Genomic DNA, 16,002 nt, shown 5'->3' with positions numbered 1-16,002 from the left:
ATACAAGCTAGTTAACCAATAAAAAATGGACCCAAACTCCAGAGGGGTCCATTTTTTATTGGTTTTTATTTGACAATTAAAACCGGAATATCCGATTCCTGTGCAACCTTCTGACTGACACTGCCAATCATTAACTTTTTGATACCGCTGTAACCCCGGCTTCCGATGATGATCATGTCCATCTCGTTTATATTGGCATACTCACAAAGCTTTTTGGGCGGTTCACCTTCCAACACGGCAAATTCAGCTGTTGTTCCTTCTTCATCGATCTTTGTGCGGGCTTCTGCCAGAGTGGCATCGTTCGTCGCAGTTATTTCGACTACTTCCCGTTCCAGCGGTTCTTTTTCTGTAATAACGTTCGTGTTTTCTCTTCCTTCTGCATAGCCAAAAGGAGTCAGCATGCCATTTCTTGAAAATGCATGCGGTTCCGAGCCTGTTATATTTCTGTTTGTTTCTTTTAATACATGAGCGACTGTTAACCGGGTATTTGGCAGAAGCCTGCTTAAATGGATACCGTGCTCCAGGGCCTTCATGCTTCCTTCTGAACCATCAAACGCAATCAGCATTTTGTTATACACCGTAGTTCACCCTTCCATTTAATATTGTGGAGCAGAAACTTATACAAGCTGGTGTTAAGGATATTGTTGTTTGTATGTTAACTGGATGGACAGCTATGTTGTTTTGAATGATATTTTATCGTTGTTTGGAAGATATATATTGTCTATGTAACTTATATACCCGTATTCTGCTCGTTGAATTTTATAGAAGGATTACAATTTGGTAACTTGGTATTAAAAAAATGAAACAAAATTCCCTTATCAGTCGTAAAAAGGAGGAAAGGTGTCGCTATAACTCTTCATAAAAAGAATGGTTCATAGTTAAGTGCCATATGGTAAAGTAAGAGGAGTCAATCAAATATAATCATAGAGGGGGAGAAGGTTGGATAATAATACAATTAATATGAATCCAAGACAAAAGGATAAAATGAAAAAATTCGGTTCTCTGATCGGCAAGATATTCGGAGTTCTCGTTATCCTTGTTATCCTTGGATCATTATCTTTACATTGGATCACGGACTATATATGGATGGAGACGCTTGGATTCCAAGATGTGTACACGACAATCTTGGGAAGCAAGATTCTGCTTGGTGTCATTGGATTTTTTCTGTTTTTCCTATTCACCTATATAACGTTGGCATGGATTAGAAAAGGTTATGTGAGCCATTTCAATTCTGCCCAGCTTCCTGCGCTCGTCAGCAGCAAGAAGTTGAGTATTTTTACGATAATTGCCGTAGCTGCACTTATCGGTTTGCTTGGAAGCAGTATTGTCCAAGGTATTGGTTGGGAGTTGTGGCTGAAGTTTTTAAACCACTCTTCATTTGGTCAGGCAGATCCTCACTTTAATATGGACATATCCTTTTATATGTTTGTACTGCCATTTATTCAGTTTGCGATTTCCACGCTAATCGGATTGGGTTTCTTTTTACTTTTAATCGAAATCGGTGCTTACTCCATTTACCACATGTACAGAATGAGCCGAGTAGCACAACTGCAAATCGGAGTCACTTTGGGTATAATCGGGTTGCTTCTGGCTGCATCCCACGTATTAGAACCATACGGTACAATGCTTACCAATCAAGTCAATGTTTTTCAGGAAAGCGTTGTCCATGGAATGAGCTACACCGATAAAGCAGTAAACATTCCTGCTTCATATGTACTGGCAGCTGTTGCTGTCATCGGCGCCGTCTGGATGATTGTCGCCCTGACTCGCGGCAACCTTAAAATGATGCTTTATCCGGTGATTGCTTATGTGGGCATTACGTTCATTGCCCAGGGCGTTTCCATTATTGTTCAAAACTATGTTGTTTCGCCCAACGAGTTTTCTAGAGAAAGACCTTACCTTGAGCATAACTTGGAATTTACACGCAGTGCATATTCGCTTGAGGACATCGATGAGCGGGAACATCCTGGAAATCAGTCCCTTGACCAGGCGATGGTCGAACGGAACCAGCTGACAATCAATAATGTCCGCATCAATGATGCTCGTCCGATTCTCGATATTTACAATCAGCTTCAAACATTCAGAACCTATTATCAATTCAACGATATTGATATAGATCGCTATGAAATCGACGGGGAATACCAGCAAGTTTTCCTTGGCGCCAGGGAATTGAACACCGTCGACCTTCCATCACAGGCGAAAACCTGGGTGAACGAGAACTTGCGTTATACACATGGATACGGGATAGCGATGAGTGATGTGAACGAAATCACTTCGCAGGGACAACCGGAATACTTATTGAAAAATCTACCTCCCCAAGGGGAAATAGAAGTGACACGGCCTCAGATTTACTTTGGTGAAGAAAACGCCAGGAATGTTATTGTTAACAGTGAGGTTGATGAATTCGATTATCCTTCCGGAGACGAAAATATGTCTTCCCGCTATGAGGCAGACTCCGGTATTCCTTTATCCGGCTTTAACCGTCTTTTGTTTGCACTTAATGAGGGATCGTTCAGGATGTTAGTGTCTGATCAACTTACCGGCGACAGCCAACTGCTGGATACCCGTAATATTATGGACCGTGTAGAAAGGATTGCGCCATTTCTTGAATATGATCAAGATCCTTATATTTTTGTGCGTGATGATGGCAGCCTTGCCTGGATGATTGATGCTTATGTTACAGCGGAACGTTACCCATACTCTGAAGCGCATCACGAAGATGAAAATTATATTCGCAATTCAGTCAAGGTTATGGTTGATGCTTATACAGGTGAAACCGAGTTTTATGCAGTCGACCAAGAAGAACCGTTGCTGCAGACTTATCAAAATATGTTTCCAAATCTTTTCACAGAAGAAATACCAGAAGATGTGAGGTCGCATTTCCGTTACCCGGTTGATTTGTTTAAAATACAGGCAGCCATGTATGGGACTTACCATATGACCAATCTGGAAGTCTTCTATAACAGGGAAGACTACTGGCAGTTCCCGACAGAAAAATATTTCAATGAAGATATTGAAATGGAACCATACTATATCACAATGTCACTGCCTGATTCCGATGAAGAGGAATTTGTGTTGATGATGCCTTATACACCTAGAAATCGCCAAAATATGATTGCATGGATGGGCGTCCGGAATGACGGAGATAATTATGGGGAAACTTTCGTATATGAATTTCCGAAACAACGGAACGTTTATGGACCACAGCAAATTGAAAACCGCATCAATCAGGACAGCACAATTTCCCAGCAGTTAAACTTGTGGTCCCAAGGTGGATCAGAAGTCATCCGAGGTAACCTATTGGCCATTCCGATTGAAGATACGGTAATGTACGTAGAACCGATATATATAGAATCTTCCAACGAGACTTCGCTTCCGGAAGTGAAACAGGTTATTATCGCTTATGGCGACCAAATTGTGATGGAACCTACTTTTGACCAGGCATTGGAAAGAATGCTCAGCTTGATCGATCCTGAAGTTGACCCAGAAGATATTGAGGGAGACGGAAGTACTGATGGTACAGATCAAATCCAAGAAATCCTGGGTGCAGAAGAAGTTCTGGAAGAATTGTCTACACTGTTTGATAGCTATCAAGAAGCTTTGTCAAATGGCAACTGGGAAGAAGCGGGTGCAATCATGTCAGAAATTGAAAACAGACTCGCTGAGAGAGAACAAACACAACAATCGCAGAATGGTGAGGAAACTCCAGAATCACAGGATACACAGGAAACAGAAGAATAAAACAAAAGCTGCCGGACTTCCGGCAGCTTTTTTATTAGGATTTTCACACAGTTAACGTCAGGGAATCAAGTTGGGATGTGTTCACCGAATCGGAGCTCTTTTTTTCTCCCTGGGCCCGTGCTTATTACGTATGAATCGTTACCGGCGTCCCGATTGGAATGATGCTTGCTAACTCTTCCACATCTTCGTTATACATCCTGATACACCCTCGGGATACAGCCTGGCCGATCGAACTGGGATCATTGGTTCCATGTATACCATAGTGTTCTTTAGACAAGCTCATCCACATTGTACCGAACGGTCCTCCGGGATTGGGCGCTTTATTGATAATGATATAGCTCCCCAATGGCGTCCCATGAAGCATTCTTCCGACTGCTATCGGATATTGCTTTTGGAGCACTCCATTTCTCCATAAGCGAAGCCATCGACTTCCGACGGATACTTCCAGTCGATAGGGAAGTGTATCTGGATCCGGGAACCCCGGGATAACAAGAGATTGACCTGGATAAATCATATCAGGTGTAATCCCTGGATTGGCACTTAGGATAGAAGCAAGTGGAATCCGGTAATCACGTGAAATCTGTGAGAGTGTCTCCCCGGCTTTAATCGTATGAATCAATCGAATCACCTCCCATAGATTAAAATCTTTAGTCCATTCTATGTATGGGAAGCTGTAAATAAACATAGATTAATCTACCACCCCGGCCATGTTTCATCGTCGGTAATCACGGAGAAGTATCTGCCAAACTAACTAACAAAACTAGTTCATTATTGAGGCAAACTGTGACATAGTGACAATTCACCTTAGAGAGACTTTCTCTCGTTCTGATTATAAATGACTGGTATGGCCTCGCTGCGGCAGAACACTTCGCTGTTAGGGGCTTTCTGAATTTTGATTAGGAGTACCTCTAGACATATTTTAGGACCACTTCTCACTTGATCAGATATCTATCTTAAGCTGCGGAAAAATGCGAGACTCCAGTGGGAAAGGAACAGTCTGAAGACCCCGCAGTGATGCGTCTGCGTCTTCTAGTATCGCTTCGTAGTAAGCTTCCTCGACGCAAGGGGGCAAAGGAGCCCACCCAAGTAGTACCCTGGCTGAAGCGTTCCCCACGGAAAGCGAGTATTTTTCCGCAGCGCTGGACCACCACTCAATCCGAAAAGGATGGTAGAAAGTCACGTTCTGTGAAGTTAGTTATGTCGTAGTTTATGGGTATTATGCAATGTCAAAACACATAAATGGTCTTCCGTAGACTGGTTTCTTGCCTTATTTTGAAGCTGGGTTTTTATTCCGTTTCTTTTTGGGCAACCTAAGCCTGGGTGATAAACATGAAAGCGACAGAATTGGAAAGTAAACGATTTGATAAGGCATTGGATGAAATTCTTGATCTGTTTAACAACCTGGAGAGTGATGATCCGATTATCCATTTCGGCCAGGATGTCATTGACAATATCGAACGTGCCAAGAAAAAATACGGCGACAAGATGGTTGATGAAAAAATAAATACCGTAGTAAGAGAAATGCTGTCCTGGCTGGATCTGGAGGATGTAGAGTTAGACAAAGAGACGGAAGATCAGGAAGAAGAGAGCGAAGAAAAATGACGGTTGCATCAACATGACGCAATCGTCACTTTTCGTAATGCAGGGAAACTTAATTGGGAAACAACAATTTATGCAGCATCGCATTCCGAAATTTAAAGTGAACATCCTATTCCACAATCGATACATCAACAATATCATGGATACTCAGAAAGTCCGTGCCATCTTCATTTTCTACTTCCAGACGACCCATCCCGGCCCCGTTTATATATCCTTCATAAAGGTGGATTCTCCGCTGCTCGAAAAAGAACAGACTTATTTTACGCTTGTATTCCATCGCTTCCAATATTGTCCGCTGCATTTCCTCCAACTGATCTTCACTGAGAATTGGTTTTTCAACATCATTTTCTGATTCATACCATTGATTCAGCATTTCGACATGCTCGGGCAGCATCATTGATGTCCATTTGATTGTTCCGCGATCGTTTACTTTGTCGTTCATGTTTATGCCCCCTGTTTTCTTGATTTCTTAGCAGGAAAAACGGCCAAAATGTTGTCCTGTTTAAAGGTCCTTATTTTTTTTCGGCTATAACAATAAGCGAGAATACTTTTTTCTTTGACAGCTATGACCCGGATCGAACGTTGTGACAGTTGGTCATCATCAGCTATGTAAATTATTTCAATGATCTGTTTTGTATCTTTTGAGCGATGCAGTAAGTTTTCCATCATCGGCCCTCCTGGGAACATTTGTTCTTATTATATGCAAACGGCGGATATTTTACAACCAAACCCTTGCTGGTAATTTTTGCTTTCAGCGCTTGAAATGCCGGTGAACAATGGTGACTGGCTGGATATATCATGCTTATTGATAAGTGTCAGTTTCTTTATGTTTTTTGGAAGTTATATTTCCTTGAGAAGTTCTTATAAGAAAAATAAAAGACTACTTTAAAAGCGAGGAAACTACATGAAAAGGAATACTTTGAACGAAGCATTGGTTTTTCGATTATTAAAAGCCGACCGGCTGCTGAAGATATGTTACAACATTTGGAAATTGGTGGGCTGCTTTGGTACACTTAGAAGAAAGATAGGGTCAGGCGGTGGTCGAGAATGTTGGACATAATGGTTATTGTTGTTTGTTTGATTAGTGCTGGGATTGGTTGGGCTATTGCATCGTCTTTACTGGCCCAAAGCAGAAAAAAAGGATTTTTCTATCTAATAATGTTGATAGCCGTAATATTATATTCGTTAGTCAGCTTGTTTCGATATTCAACTACTCTAGGACTCGTTGGTTTATTCATCCATGCAGTTTTCGCGGTGCTGACCTATCTGTCTGTAAACAAAAAAAGACATTTATATCGTTGAATGGAAACAGTGGCAACCAGCTTGGTGCCACTGTTTTTGTCATTCCCCCCATGCTCTCGGCATAACTTCAAATTAAAGAGCGCGAATTGGACAAGGGGGGGAGAAAGCCTGGGGATTAGAAGAGTTTTACACTACCTGGAAAATGGACTTGCGAGTCACTGGATTCAATTGACAGTCAAAAAGAAATGGAGTTCTGTGAATGTTCCGGTAGATTCTGTCGCATTCCTCAGAGAGTCATTATCGGAAAGTATAAAAAAAGAAATTGCACCTGGAAAAGGAGAGGTGGAGAAGGATAGGTTGTTGGTAGAGCGAATCAACAATCAAACATCACATTGTAACCGCAACAATCTTACCCGTACGGAGGCATATCGCCAATTTTATTTCAAACACCCGGAAATTCATTGGGCTTTTCTTGCCCATATGGTCTCACGAAACGGCGGATGGTCGATGACAGACTTGAAAGGGGAGTTTTTGCCGCACTTGCTTACAGCTAGGAAACGAGAACATTTTTTTGCCTTTTTTGAACGGGCAAATGCACTCATTTTTCAAGATGCTTACCCGCAGCTATTGTTGTATGAGGAGAGTAAGAAGCGTGGAGAAAATCTTTTTTATCTCCTGCCTGTCTTTCATGTTTCGAAATTCATGAAACTATTCTGGGATAACTATCTGGAAGGTGGGATGCCACAACTGCTCACATTGGCATTGATCATTAATGAACAAAACTATATTGAAAATCGAGTGGTCCAAAATTACTTTTTTCAGGACAATGTGGTGAAAACATGGCAGTTCAAAGGTCAGGAAGCCATGAATTTAACACAGGTATTGTTACCTGGAGAGGGCTCTCCCAAAGCCGGGAATCCGACTTGCGGGAGTAACAGTGGATAAATTCGGAAGCCTTGAGGAAAGAATCGAAACAGGGAAGAAGCTTTATGCCATTCTGTTTGGGTTGAAGGAAGTATTCAATGGAACGACGAATTTTGCCAAACAGATAATACATTCAGGTTCCAGAGCAGATTATTGGCCGTGTATTTTTTCGAAAACTGTTGGAAAAGGCACATATCAAAAAGAAAGAATCATAGGAACCCACTTGAAAAAAGGAGCTGAGCCCATTTACAGTCCTGAACTCGAAAAAGCATGGAAAGACCAGGTCTTTTTTGCGCCTAAACGGGTGGATTGGTGTAAAGATCTCTCAGCTCTGGATTATTTCACTTCTTATAAAATACCATCTTCATTTGATATAACCACTGAATATGCCAACTCCTTAAATAAGATAGAAGCTGCCGTCCTACTGAAAGAGAATCTAAAATAAAATTGGCAGGAGGCCAGTCCTCCTGCCAATTTTATTAAATTCCTTCTGTTACGGCGTCCGGTTTAGGTTTGCCGGAAACAAGCACAAAGGCGATGATGGAAAGAGCTGCAGCAATCATAAACGGCGCATGGGCAGAAACCGACTGCCCGATGATTCCTGATAATACGGGAGCTAAAGCAGCACCGAGCCACCGTACGAAATTATAGCCTCCTGATGTAATGCTTCTTTCATATGGAGATTGTTCGAGTACATAGCTTGTGAACAAAGCGTTGTTTAATCCGGAAAGAAGGCCGGAACATATAATAATCACGATAAGGGCAGTTGTCGATTGAATGAAAAACAAGCTGGCAAGCAACAAGGTAAATCCAGCTAAACTAAATGGAAGGATTTGTCTTGTTGAGTATTTTTCTTCCAACTTGTGACTCAAAACCGCCGATCCATAAGCCAACAATAATCCCCATCCAAAGAAAACGAAACCTATCTGGATAGCGGACAAACCGATAATAAGCGGTGTATAGGCCAGGATGACAAAAAAGCCGTAGTAATAAAACATGGAAGCCAATGCACCGCTGACAAATGGCCGGTATGAAAACACCCCCTTTAATTCATTAAGACCAACCGGTTTCCGTTTCTGCTTGTTGGAAGGTTCAAAAACAAAAAAGAATACAAGTAAGAAAGCGGCCAGTATTAAAACACTGGTTGCAAAAAACGGATAACGCCAAGAGATACCACCCAATAATCCGCCCACTAACGGCCCCCCTGCCATTCCCAACCCAATGGCAGCTTCATAGTAGCCTATTGCCTGTTTAGAATCATTGGATAAAGCGATCAACAATGTCATCGCCGTTGCAAAAAACATGGAATTCCCGAAGCCCCATCCAGCCCTGAACAAAGATAACTGCGGTATGCTGTTGGATACAGCGCATAGGAATGCGAAAATCGTCACAGCCACCAAGCCAAATGTCATCATTCGTTTATCGCCAAAACGGCTGGCGAAAATACCCGCCGGAATCATCATGATCGACATTGTAAGGATATAAGCAGTAAACAGCATCTCCACCTGCCAATGTGTAGCCCCTATATGTTCTGCGATAACTGGTAGAATTGGATCCACAATGCCGATGCCCATAAAAGCAAGAAAAGTTGCTAAGATTGTGATCCATCTCGCTCTGTTGTAATTGTCTGTCTTCATTTCGTTAATCCTGCCTTTCCTGTCTGAAAAAATCCGTAATGCGTTGATTGAGTTCTTCGAGTTCATGCTTGAAGTTCTGCATTTTTTCCATCTTATATTGGATAAAGTTGATTTGCTTTTCAAGGCCTTCTGAAAGCTGGTGGAGTTCCTCCCGCTTTTTTGGACCAGGCGCCTGTCTATAATCTCTTCTTCGTTTCTCTATTTCTTCATCGAGCTGGATGAATTGCTGTAATTCTTGAAGAGAAAAACCGAGTACTTCCTTTGCCAAAACAACCTTATTTAGTTTTTCGATCTCTTCCTGTGTGTACAATCTTGTTCCGCGTTCACTTCGCTGTGGAGCTGATATAAGGCCGATTTCTTCATAATACCGAATAGCCCGTTTTGTCAGCCCGGTTTCCTTAGCAACATCTTCAATTTTTAGAAAGCTTTCAGTCATTAAGTATCCACCTTCCTTTACAACATATCTAACGTTAACGTAAAGGTTAATTACTGTCAATAAGATAGTGTTTTCCTTTTCTGGTTAATTTAGTATTGTAAATATAAAAGAAACCCATTGATGGGAGGTAGGGTTGGTTGCTCAAAGCAGTCTTTTTTGACTTGGACGGGACGCTTTTAAATCGGGATGAATCTTTAATGAGGTTTATCGAAGAACAATACGTGCGTTTTAGCAAAGAGCTTGAACATATCCCAAAACAGGAGTTCATATCCAGGTTTATTAAACTGGATAACCGGGGCTATGTCTGGAAGGATGTCGTTTATCGACAGTTAATTGCCGAATTTGAAGTAGAAAACCTGACTTGGCAGGAACTGCTTCAGGACTATTTAGAGAAGTTTCCGGATTATGCTGTTCCTTTTCCAAAGCTTCACAAAGTCTTAGAAGCCTTAAAAAACGAAGGAATGAAACTCGGCATCATTACGAATGGCAAAGGGAAATTCCAATTGGATAATATCAAAGCCTTGGAAATCGAGTGTTTTTTTGACGTCATCCTGATTTCGGAGTTTGAAGGGGTCAAAAAACCAGAACCGGAAATTTTCTTAAGAGCGGTACGGCAGCTGCAAATCCGGCCTGAAGAAGCAATCTTTGTCGGAGATCATCCTGAAAATGACATAGAAGCAGCCAGTAATACCGGTATGAAGGGGATATGGAAAAGAGATGATCATTGGGACAATGTACAAGTAGAAAATACCATAGATGGATTGGCAGAATTACCTGCTTTTATTAAACAATTGAATTAGGGAAGATGGAAGTAGCGGTGGTGGAGGCACTTGCACACAATTAGGCGTTTTGAAGCGCGCATGATGAAGAAGGATGTCTCCATGAATTATTGGTTGGAAGCATTAATCCTGCCCTTGTTTGTTTTCGATAATAAATGGTGGGATAATAGCTTGTGAGGGGATGGTGCCCATGGATGATCAATTTTGGAAGAAAGTAAAATGTATTCGTGGAGAGCATTATGTGATCATTGAAGATACTAAATACCTGGAAACTGACGAAATCATGTTGCTAATTGATCACTTGACTAGTAGCAATGAGTGGAAAAAAACTCCTAATCTATCAATCTTGTTAAATAGCAAATTTCCTGCGTCCGTTAATGCTTATCTTTTTGAAAACGGATTTCATCTTCATGATGAGACGGTTACATATAAAAAAGATTTAACCAACCAGCAAAGCGACCCTTCTTTTCAACTGGTTTCTTTAAATAACTTACCAGAAGAAACTTTCACTCAAATATGGAGGGAGTCGATGAAGGACTCCTTGAATGGTCCTTCATCGTTTGACATGGAGGACTATATGAGCAGTGTCCGTACCGAGTTAGGAAATAGTTATCGGGACTCGTGTGTTGTAGCATATGAACAGGATAAAGCTATCGGGGTTGTCATGCCGCACATTGAACCGGGAACCAGGCAAGAGGGAAGGTTATTTTATTTGGGACTTGTCCGGGAAGAAAGAAAAAAAGGCAAAAGCAGAGTTCTTCATAATCAGGCATTGACAGTGTTGAAAAATGATTTTAAGGCTGCTTATTATATAGGCTCCACCAGTGTGAAAAATGGACCGATGATTAATACCTTTACAAGGAATGGCTGCAGCTTGCATGAAAGGAACCGGGTGTTTAAAAGGCATGTTTTTACTGGAAAGGGGCAGTTATGAAAAACAAACCGATTTATGTAGAAATTCCTATCAAAACAGAGATGGATAAACTGTGGGAAGCGACACAAACGCCGGCTATGCATGAAATGTGGGACCTGCGGTTTTCTTCAATAAAGTACTTACCGAAAGAAGATAACAAGCCTCAGTTATTTTCCTACCAGACTAAAATTGGATTTGGCCTGAAAGTGGAAGGTTGGGGGAGAAGTATTGGCAGTTTTAATGCCGACGATGGTTCCAGGACTTCTTCTTTACAGTTTGGAACAGATCAGTCTGTTTCCATCATCCGAGAGGGAAGAGGGTATTGGAAATATGAACCTGGCCGGGATGATATTACTTTTCTGACCCAATATACATACGAAACAAATTTCGGCATCATCGGGAAAATATTTGACAGGTTTCTGTTTCGACCGATTATGGGCTGGGCGACTGCCCTGAGCTTTGATGTGCTGAAAAGGTGGCTGGAACAAGGCGAATCTCCTGCTTCCCAATTCACGCGTTTCTTCAGTCAGGCATTGCTTATGCTCTTTTTCTTCTTTATATGGATTTACCACGGCTTGATACCGAAAATTCTTGTTCAGCATGCAGATGAAATTGGGATGTTGGAAAATTTAATTCCAATTTCAACTTCACAGGCCGAAATGTTAACAGCAATAGCGGGAATGGGGGAAATTGCTTTCGCATTTACGTGGTTGGTGTATTCCAACAAAAAGAGATTATTCGCTCTACAGCTTATTCTGTTTCCAATTCTGACTATTGGGGCTATTGCTGCAAACCCGGCGAGCCTTGGCCAGCCATTCAATCCGTTAACTTTCAATTCATCGTTAATCATTCTGTCCATTATCGGATATATGCTTGGTAAAGATATTCCTACTGCTAAAAATTGCAGACGTAAAAGGTGAGGAGGATCTATGTCGATATATAAACAAATGATGGGAGAGGAATTTAACAGGCTTCATCCAATGGTGCAGAAACGTTATGAGTTTATTGAAGGAAGGCCTTTTACGGGAAAAGGAATCATGACGAACATTAAAAGCGGACCGAAGTGGATGTATCCGGTTTTCTGGCTGGGAACGCACTGGAAGCTGCTATTCCCTGAGAATGGAAAGGATGTACCGTTTACGATTGTAAACAAGCCGGGAACTGGTCAAAATGGCGAGACACAAGTTCATTGGGAACGGATATTTTATTTCAAAAAAGAAAAACGGTATTTTAATGCTTTAATGAGTTATGACAGAAAAAGGAACATCATCAGGGATTATTTGGGTGAGCCGTATCGATTGTATTCCGATTTGATTTTTTCTGCAGCGAGGGATGGAACATTAATCATTCAATCCAATAAGCAAAGGCTTGTGCTGGGGCGGCTGGAAATTCCTTTGCCTGCGATTCTGCAAGGAAAAGCCAGAATAGAGGAAAGCTTTCTGGACAGAAAAAATGCTTATCATATTCATGTAGAGGTGACAAACCCGGTCATCGGCACGGTTTTTGCGTATGAAGGGGAGTTTAGCAGCGATGACATTTCGTAAGATTGGAATGATGAATATTGGTTTATTTACATGGATCTTATTATTTGGGGAGCATGCCTGGCACTTCCTTTTGCTCACTGCAGCCCAGTTGATTTATGTACCTTTCGTTCTGGATTTGATTATGAAAGAAAATAGTAAGGCGTCAAGATATTTGTCGTTCCTTTCAGTGCCGGCCATGTTGGCTGTTTTCTTTTTGCAAATAACCGAAACTACGATACTCGACAGCGTGCTGGCAGCAACTTATTTTTTGTTTACTCTGTTGATCGCCGGTTTAGGCATCTATCGGTTTACACAAAGGGGTTTCGTCCATGTGGAAGAAGCCATGATCGATATCGGACTAGTTTATATCATGATTGGCGGAGGATGGTTTCTAGCTTTCGAAACAAATATAGAGACAGGTTTTTCGTCGATCATGACATGGCTTACCGCTATTCATTTTCATTATGCCGCATTCCTGCTCCCTGTGTTTACCGGATTCATGGGAAGATTGGTCAAGCCTCGACTTTATCCTGTGTTTTGTATGCTGGTTGCCGTAACTCCGATTATCGTAGCCTTGGGAATCACTTATTCCGTATGGATTGAATTGTTATCTGTCATCCTGTATATCATTGCCATCGTCTGGACAATAACAGTTGCTTTTCAAATGCAGGCACCCCATAAAATGCACTTAATTTTGACCAGACTGTCTTTTCTCTCTCTCGGCTTCACCATTCTGTTTTCATTAGCGTATGCATTCGGCAATCTTTCAGGATTATACTCGATAACCATTACTTTCATGCTGAAATTCCATGGTATCGTAAATGCTGTCCTATTTGCATTAGCCGGTGTGATCGGATGGTCTCTTTTTCTTCCGCAATCAAGGTATAAGCCGAAATGCTTTCCAGTAACAAACATAACAGGGGGGCTGGTAATCGGAGAGAAAATTCTACCGGAAATTAAAGACGAGCAAGGACTCCACAAAGGTCTGGTTAATGATATGAGGGTATTCGAACCTGGCATAGATACTGCCAAGTTAAGTCCGATGATCCGTGCGTTTTACGAAGAAACCGATCAGTTCCGGTTGTTTGCTGAAGTTCGCTGGCACACCTGGTTTAAGCCTTTTTCGGCAGTTTATCGTTTAATCAGCAGGAAAACGAACCAAATCAACTTGCCACTTTCCAGAAATCGAGTAGAAATGACAGGGGACATCCTGTCGATTCGTTCTGATCGGGATGGTAGAGAAGGGACGAGAGCCTGGGTACGAAAAGTTCGGGATGATGTAGTATTTGTAGCCCTATATGCCATACATCAAACTAATGGCCGCACTTATATGAATATCGGACTGCCGCTGCCATGGTCTGCAATGATCGGCATCCTTGAACTACATCAAATGGGCAGTTCGTTAAAGTTAACAAGCAAAAGAATCGCCCCCAATGCAGATTCTGGTATCTACTTAACAAGGAAAAAGGCGTTATTCAAGCTGCCGATTGATGAACAATTTGTTGTAAATGAAAAAGGGGACACCGGGCTTTCTGCTGTACATAAAATGTGGATTTTCGGACTGCCGTTTTTAACGATTCACTATACGATTCACTCACAGTAGTAAATTTTGAATGGAATTGATAATAGACTTAAGACGCGTCTTTTGGTGGATCTTGGAGAATCTTTTTTTTCGGATGAAGACAAAATTCATCATAAAAAGAGCCTGCAACTCTTATCTCGTCGCAGGCTCTTTTTGTACTTTTATATTATTCAACTCCACAATAGAGGACAATTTGCTCACGATTAGGCTGAGTTTCTGCCCTCGGAAAGGGAGTATTTTTCCGCAGCGTCAGTTTAGCACTCATTCTGAAAAGGATGGGAGGAAACATACTTTAGAAAGTTAGTTCACAGCTTATGGTTTGTGAGAACTAAGACTCTAACAACCTTCCGTTATCAATCAATTATTTGCAGTTCTTTCGGGAATTTCGTCAAGGTTTCAAAACCATCTGCAGTGACGAGCACGTCGTCCTCGATTCGCACTCCTCCTAAATCAGGTAGATAGATTCCGGGCTCGATCGTATAAACCATGCCCTCTTTTAAGATTCCGTCATTCAAATGGCTCATGGACGGGAACTCATGGACATTGATGCCCATTCCATGACCGATTCGATGTGGGAAGTAATCGCCATACCCTGCTTCTGTAATGATATCACGGGCAGTAGTGTCCAAATCGCCGATCCTGGTACCAGGCTTGCTCGCTTCCAAGGCCGCCAGCTCAGCAGTTAACACTGTTTGATAAATTTCTTTTTGCTTATCGGAAATCGATTTGTATGCAACAGTCCGGGTGATATCAGAACAATATCCATCCAGGACGACACCCAAATCAAATAGGACCATGTCACCGGCTTTCAACTTTCTGTCGCCTGGATTGCCATGAGGATCTCCGGATTTTTCGCCAAAGAGTACCATTGTCGAGAAGGACATTTCCCTGATGCCCTTTTTCTTCAGCTCATATTCAATCTTTGCCAGAACTTCCATTTCAGTTACGCCTTCTTCCAGAGCATTGACTCCCACCTGCACGCCGAAGTCGGCCATCTGTGCTGCACGACGGATTACAGCTATTTCGTCTTCTTCCTTCACTACCCGCATTTCATTCAGCTTGTCTTCTACAGACAGAATTTCCGCACCTGGGAAGAATGACAGGACCGCTTGACTTCTTCCATAAGAAAGTACTTCTTTTTCAATGGCAATTGTCTCCACATCCCCAAGCTGTCGGGACTTCAAAGATGGCCGAACCAAATCCCATGGATTTTCATGGTCTGAATACCCGATGATTTCGTGCTGCCACCCTGCCCGTTTTAACTGTTCAACTTCCATCGCGGGAAGAATGAACAAGGGATCTGCTTGTTTGAATACAAAAATGCCCATCAAACGCTCGTGCGGATCTGTATAAAAGTTAGATAAGTAGTACACATTTTCAGTTGAATTCAGGAAGGAGGCTTCGATATTTTTTTCCTTCATCCAATTTGTCAAAGTAAGTAAACGTTTATTCATGTAAACTCTCCTGTCTCCTGTTTTGGGGGTATTAAGTATAAAAAAGCTTCTTTCGTTTTGCTTCATCTAATATCATACGCTAATTTTTTCTATGCTGAAAGTAATCGAAAAACAGGGATACTTTTAATGCGTATTGGCTGGTAAAGCAGCAGACTGAGAATCAGGCTCGGAC

Annotated in this window: 16 protein-coding genes; 9 read left to right on the top strand and 7 right to left on the bottom strand. The window is 41.8% G+C overall.

Translation table 11 applies throughout. The annotated features are described in order from the left end of the window. Window positions 1-65: 65 nt before the first annotated feature. The gene (locus CZ434_RS09210) at window positions 66-578 is read right to left on the bottom strand and encodes a universal stress protein (RefSeq protein ID WP_077622864.1); all 513 of its coding nucleotides are present in this window, start codon (window positions 576-578) and stop codon (window positions 66-68) included. 382 nt (window positions 579-960) lie between these two features. Between CZ434_RS09210 and CZ434_RS09205 the strand changes: the two genes are divergently transcribed. After that, window positions 961-3,741, top strand: coding sequence for a UPF0182 family membrane protein (locus tag CZ434_RS09205; RefSeq protein WP_077625133.1), 2,781 nt, complete (start codon window positions 961-963; stop codon window positions 3,739-3,741). 124 nt (window positions 3,742-3,865) lie between these two features. On the opposite strand, the gene CZ434_RS09200 is transcribed toward CZ434_RS09205, so the two are convergent. Then, on the bottom strand, window positions 3,866-4,360 hold the full coding sequence (locus CZ434_RS09200) for a L,D-transpeptidase family protein (protein WP_077622863.1): 495 nt from the start codon (window positions 4,358-4,360) through the stop codon (window positions 3,866-3,868). Between the two features lie 710 nt (window positions 4,361-5,070). On the opposite strand from CZ434_RS09200, the gene CZ434_RS09195 reads away from it, so the two are divergent. Beyond that, window positions 5,071-5,343 carry a hypothetical protein gene (locus CZ434_RS09195; protein ID WP_077622862.1) on the top strand — a complete coding sequence of 91 codons (273 nt, stop codon included), beginning with the start codon at window positions 5,071-5,073 and terminating at the stop codon, window positions 5,341-5,343. A gap of 106 nt (window positions 5,344-5,449) precedes the next feature. Here CZ434_RS09195 and CZ434_RS09190 read toward each other — a convergent pair whose 3' ends face one another. After that, window positions 5,450-5,782: a YolD-like family protein gene (locus CZ434_RS09190; RefSeq protein ID WP_077622861.1), complete on the bottom strand. Its 333-nt coding sequence runs from the start codon at window positions 5,780-5,782 to the stop codon at window positions 5,450-5,452. A gap of 2 nt (window positions 5,783-5,784) precedes the next feature. After that, complete coding sequence (locus CZ434_RS09185; protein WP_077622860.1) at window positions 5,785-6,006, bottom strand: hypothetical protein; 222 nt, start codon at window positions 6,004-6,006, stop codon at window positions 5,785-5,787. Between the two features lie 936 nt (window positions 6,007-6,942). On the opposite strand from CZ434_RS09185, the gene CZ434_RS22640 reads away from it, so the two are divergent. Together CZ434_RS22640 and CZ434_RS22635 are read left to right on the top strand one after the other, a co-directional pair. Then, a complete protein-coding gene (locus CZ434_RS22640; protein ID WP_179107228.1) occupies window positions 6,943-7,527 on the top strand; it encodes a DUF2515 family protein in 585 nt (194 codons plus the stop codon). After that, window positions 7,520-7,951 (top strand): DUF2515 family protein, encoded by a 432-nt coding sequence (locus tag CZ434_RS22635; RefSeq protein ID WP_179107227.1) that lies wholly within the window; start codon window positions 7,520-7,522, stop codon window positions 7,949-7,951. Before CZ434_RS22640 ends, CZ434_RS22635 begins: the two co-directional genes overlap by 8 nt. A gap of 34 nt (window positions 7,952-7,985) precedes the next feature. On the opposite strand, the gene CZ434_RS09165 is transcribed toward CZ434_RS22635, so the two are convergent. Then, window positions 7,986-9,143, bottom strand: coding sequence for an MFS transporter (locus CZ434_RS09165; RefSeq protein ID WP_077622856.1), 1,158 nt, complete (start codon window positions 9,141-9,143; stop codon window positions 7,986-7,988). A gap of 4 nt (window positions 9,144-9,147) precedes the next feature. Continuing rightward, window positions 9,148-9,579 (bottom strand): MerR family transcriptional regulator, encoded by a 432-nt coding sequence (locus tag CZ434_RS09160; protein WP_077622855.1) that lies wholly within the window; start codon window positions 9,577-9,579, stop codon window positions 9,148-9,150. 137 nt (window positions 9,580-9,716) lie between these two features. On the opposite strand from CZ434_RS09160, the gene CZ434_RS09155 reads away from it, so the two are divergent. From CZ434_RS09155 to CZ434_RS09135, 5 genes are all read left to right on the top strand, one after another. Further along, on the top strand, window positions 9,717-10,379 hold the full coding sequence (locus CZ434_RS09155) for an HAD family hydrolase (protein ID WP_077622854.1): 663 nt from the start codon (window positions 9,717-9,719) through the stop codon (window positions 10,377-10,379). Window positions 10,380-10,548: 169 nt separating this feature from the next. Then, window positions 10,549-11,292 (top strand): GNAT family protein, encoded by a 744-nt coding sequence (locus tag CZ434_RS09150; protein WP_077622853.1) that lies wholly within the window; start codon window positions 10,549-10,551, stop codon window positions 11,290-11,292. Continuing rightward, the gene (locus CZ434_RS09145) at window positions 11,289-12,191 is read left to right on the top strand and encodes a DoxX-like family protein (RefSeq protein WP_077622852.1); all 903 of its coding nucleotides are present in this window, start codon (window positions 11,289-11,291) and stop codon (window positions 12,189-12,191) included. The genes CZ434_RS09150 and CZ434_RS09145 overlap by 4 nt, the downstream gene beginning before the upstream one ends. A 9-nt stretch (window positions 12,192-12,200) precedes the next feature. Next, window positions 12,201-12,815: a DUF4166 domain-containing protein gene (locus tag CZ434_RS09140; RefSeq protein WP_077622851.1), complete on the top strand. Its 615-nt coding sequence runs from the start codon at window positions 12,201-12,203 to the stop codon at window positions 12,813-12,815. Then, entirely contained in the window at window positions 12,802-14,397 is a 1,596-nt protein-coding gene (locus tag CZ434_RS09135; protein ID WP_179107226.1) for a YndJ family protein, read from the top strand. Before CZ434_RS09140 ends, CZ434_RS09135 begins: the two co-directional genes overlap by 14 nt. A 332-nt stretch (window positions 14,398-14,729) precedes the next feature. On the opposite strand, the gene CZ434_RS09130 is transcribed toward CZ434_RS09135, so the two are convergent. Further along, on the bottom strand, window positions 14,730-15,830 hold the full coding sequence (locus CZ434_RS09130; protein WP_077622849.1) for a M24 family metallopeptidase: 1,101 nt from the start codon (window positions 15,828-15,830) through the stop codon (window positions 14,730-14,732). Window positions 15,831-16,002: the final 172 nt, after the last annotated feature.

The organism is Sediminibacillus massiliensis, assembly GCF_900156915.1.
Lineage (GTDB): Bacteria > Bacillota > Bacilli > Bacillales > Amphibacillaceae > Sediminibacillus_A > Sediminibacillus_A massiliensis.
Note: the sequence above shows the minus strand (reverse complement) of the source record. Positions and strands in the feature narration are given on the sequence as shown.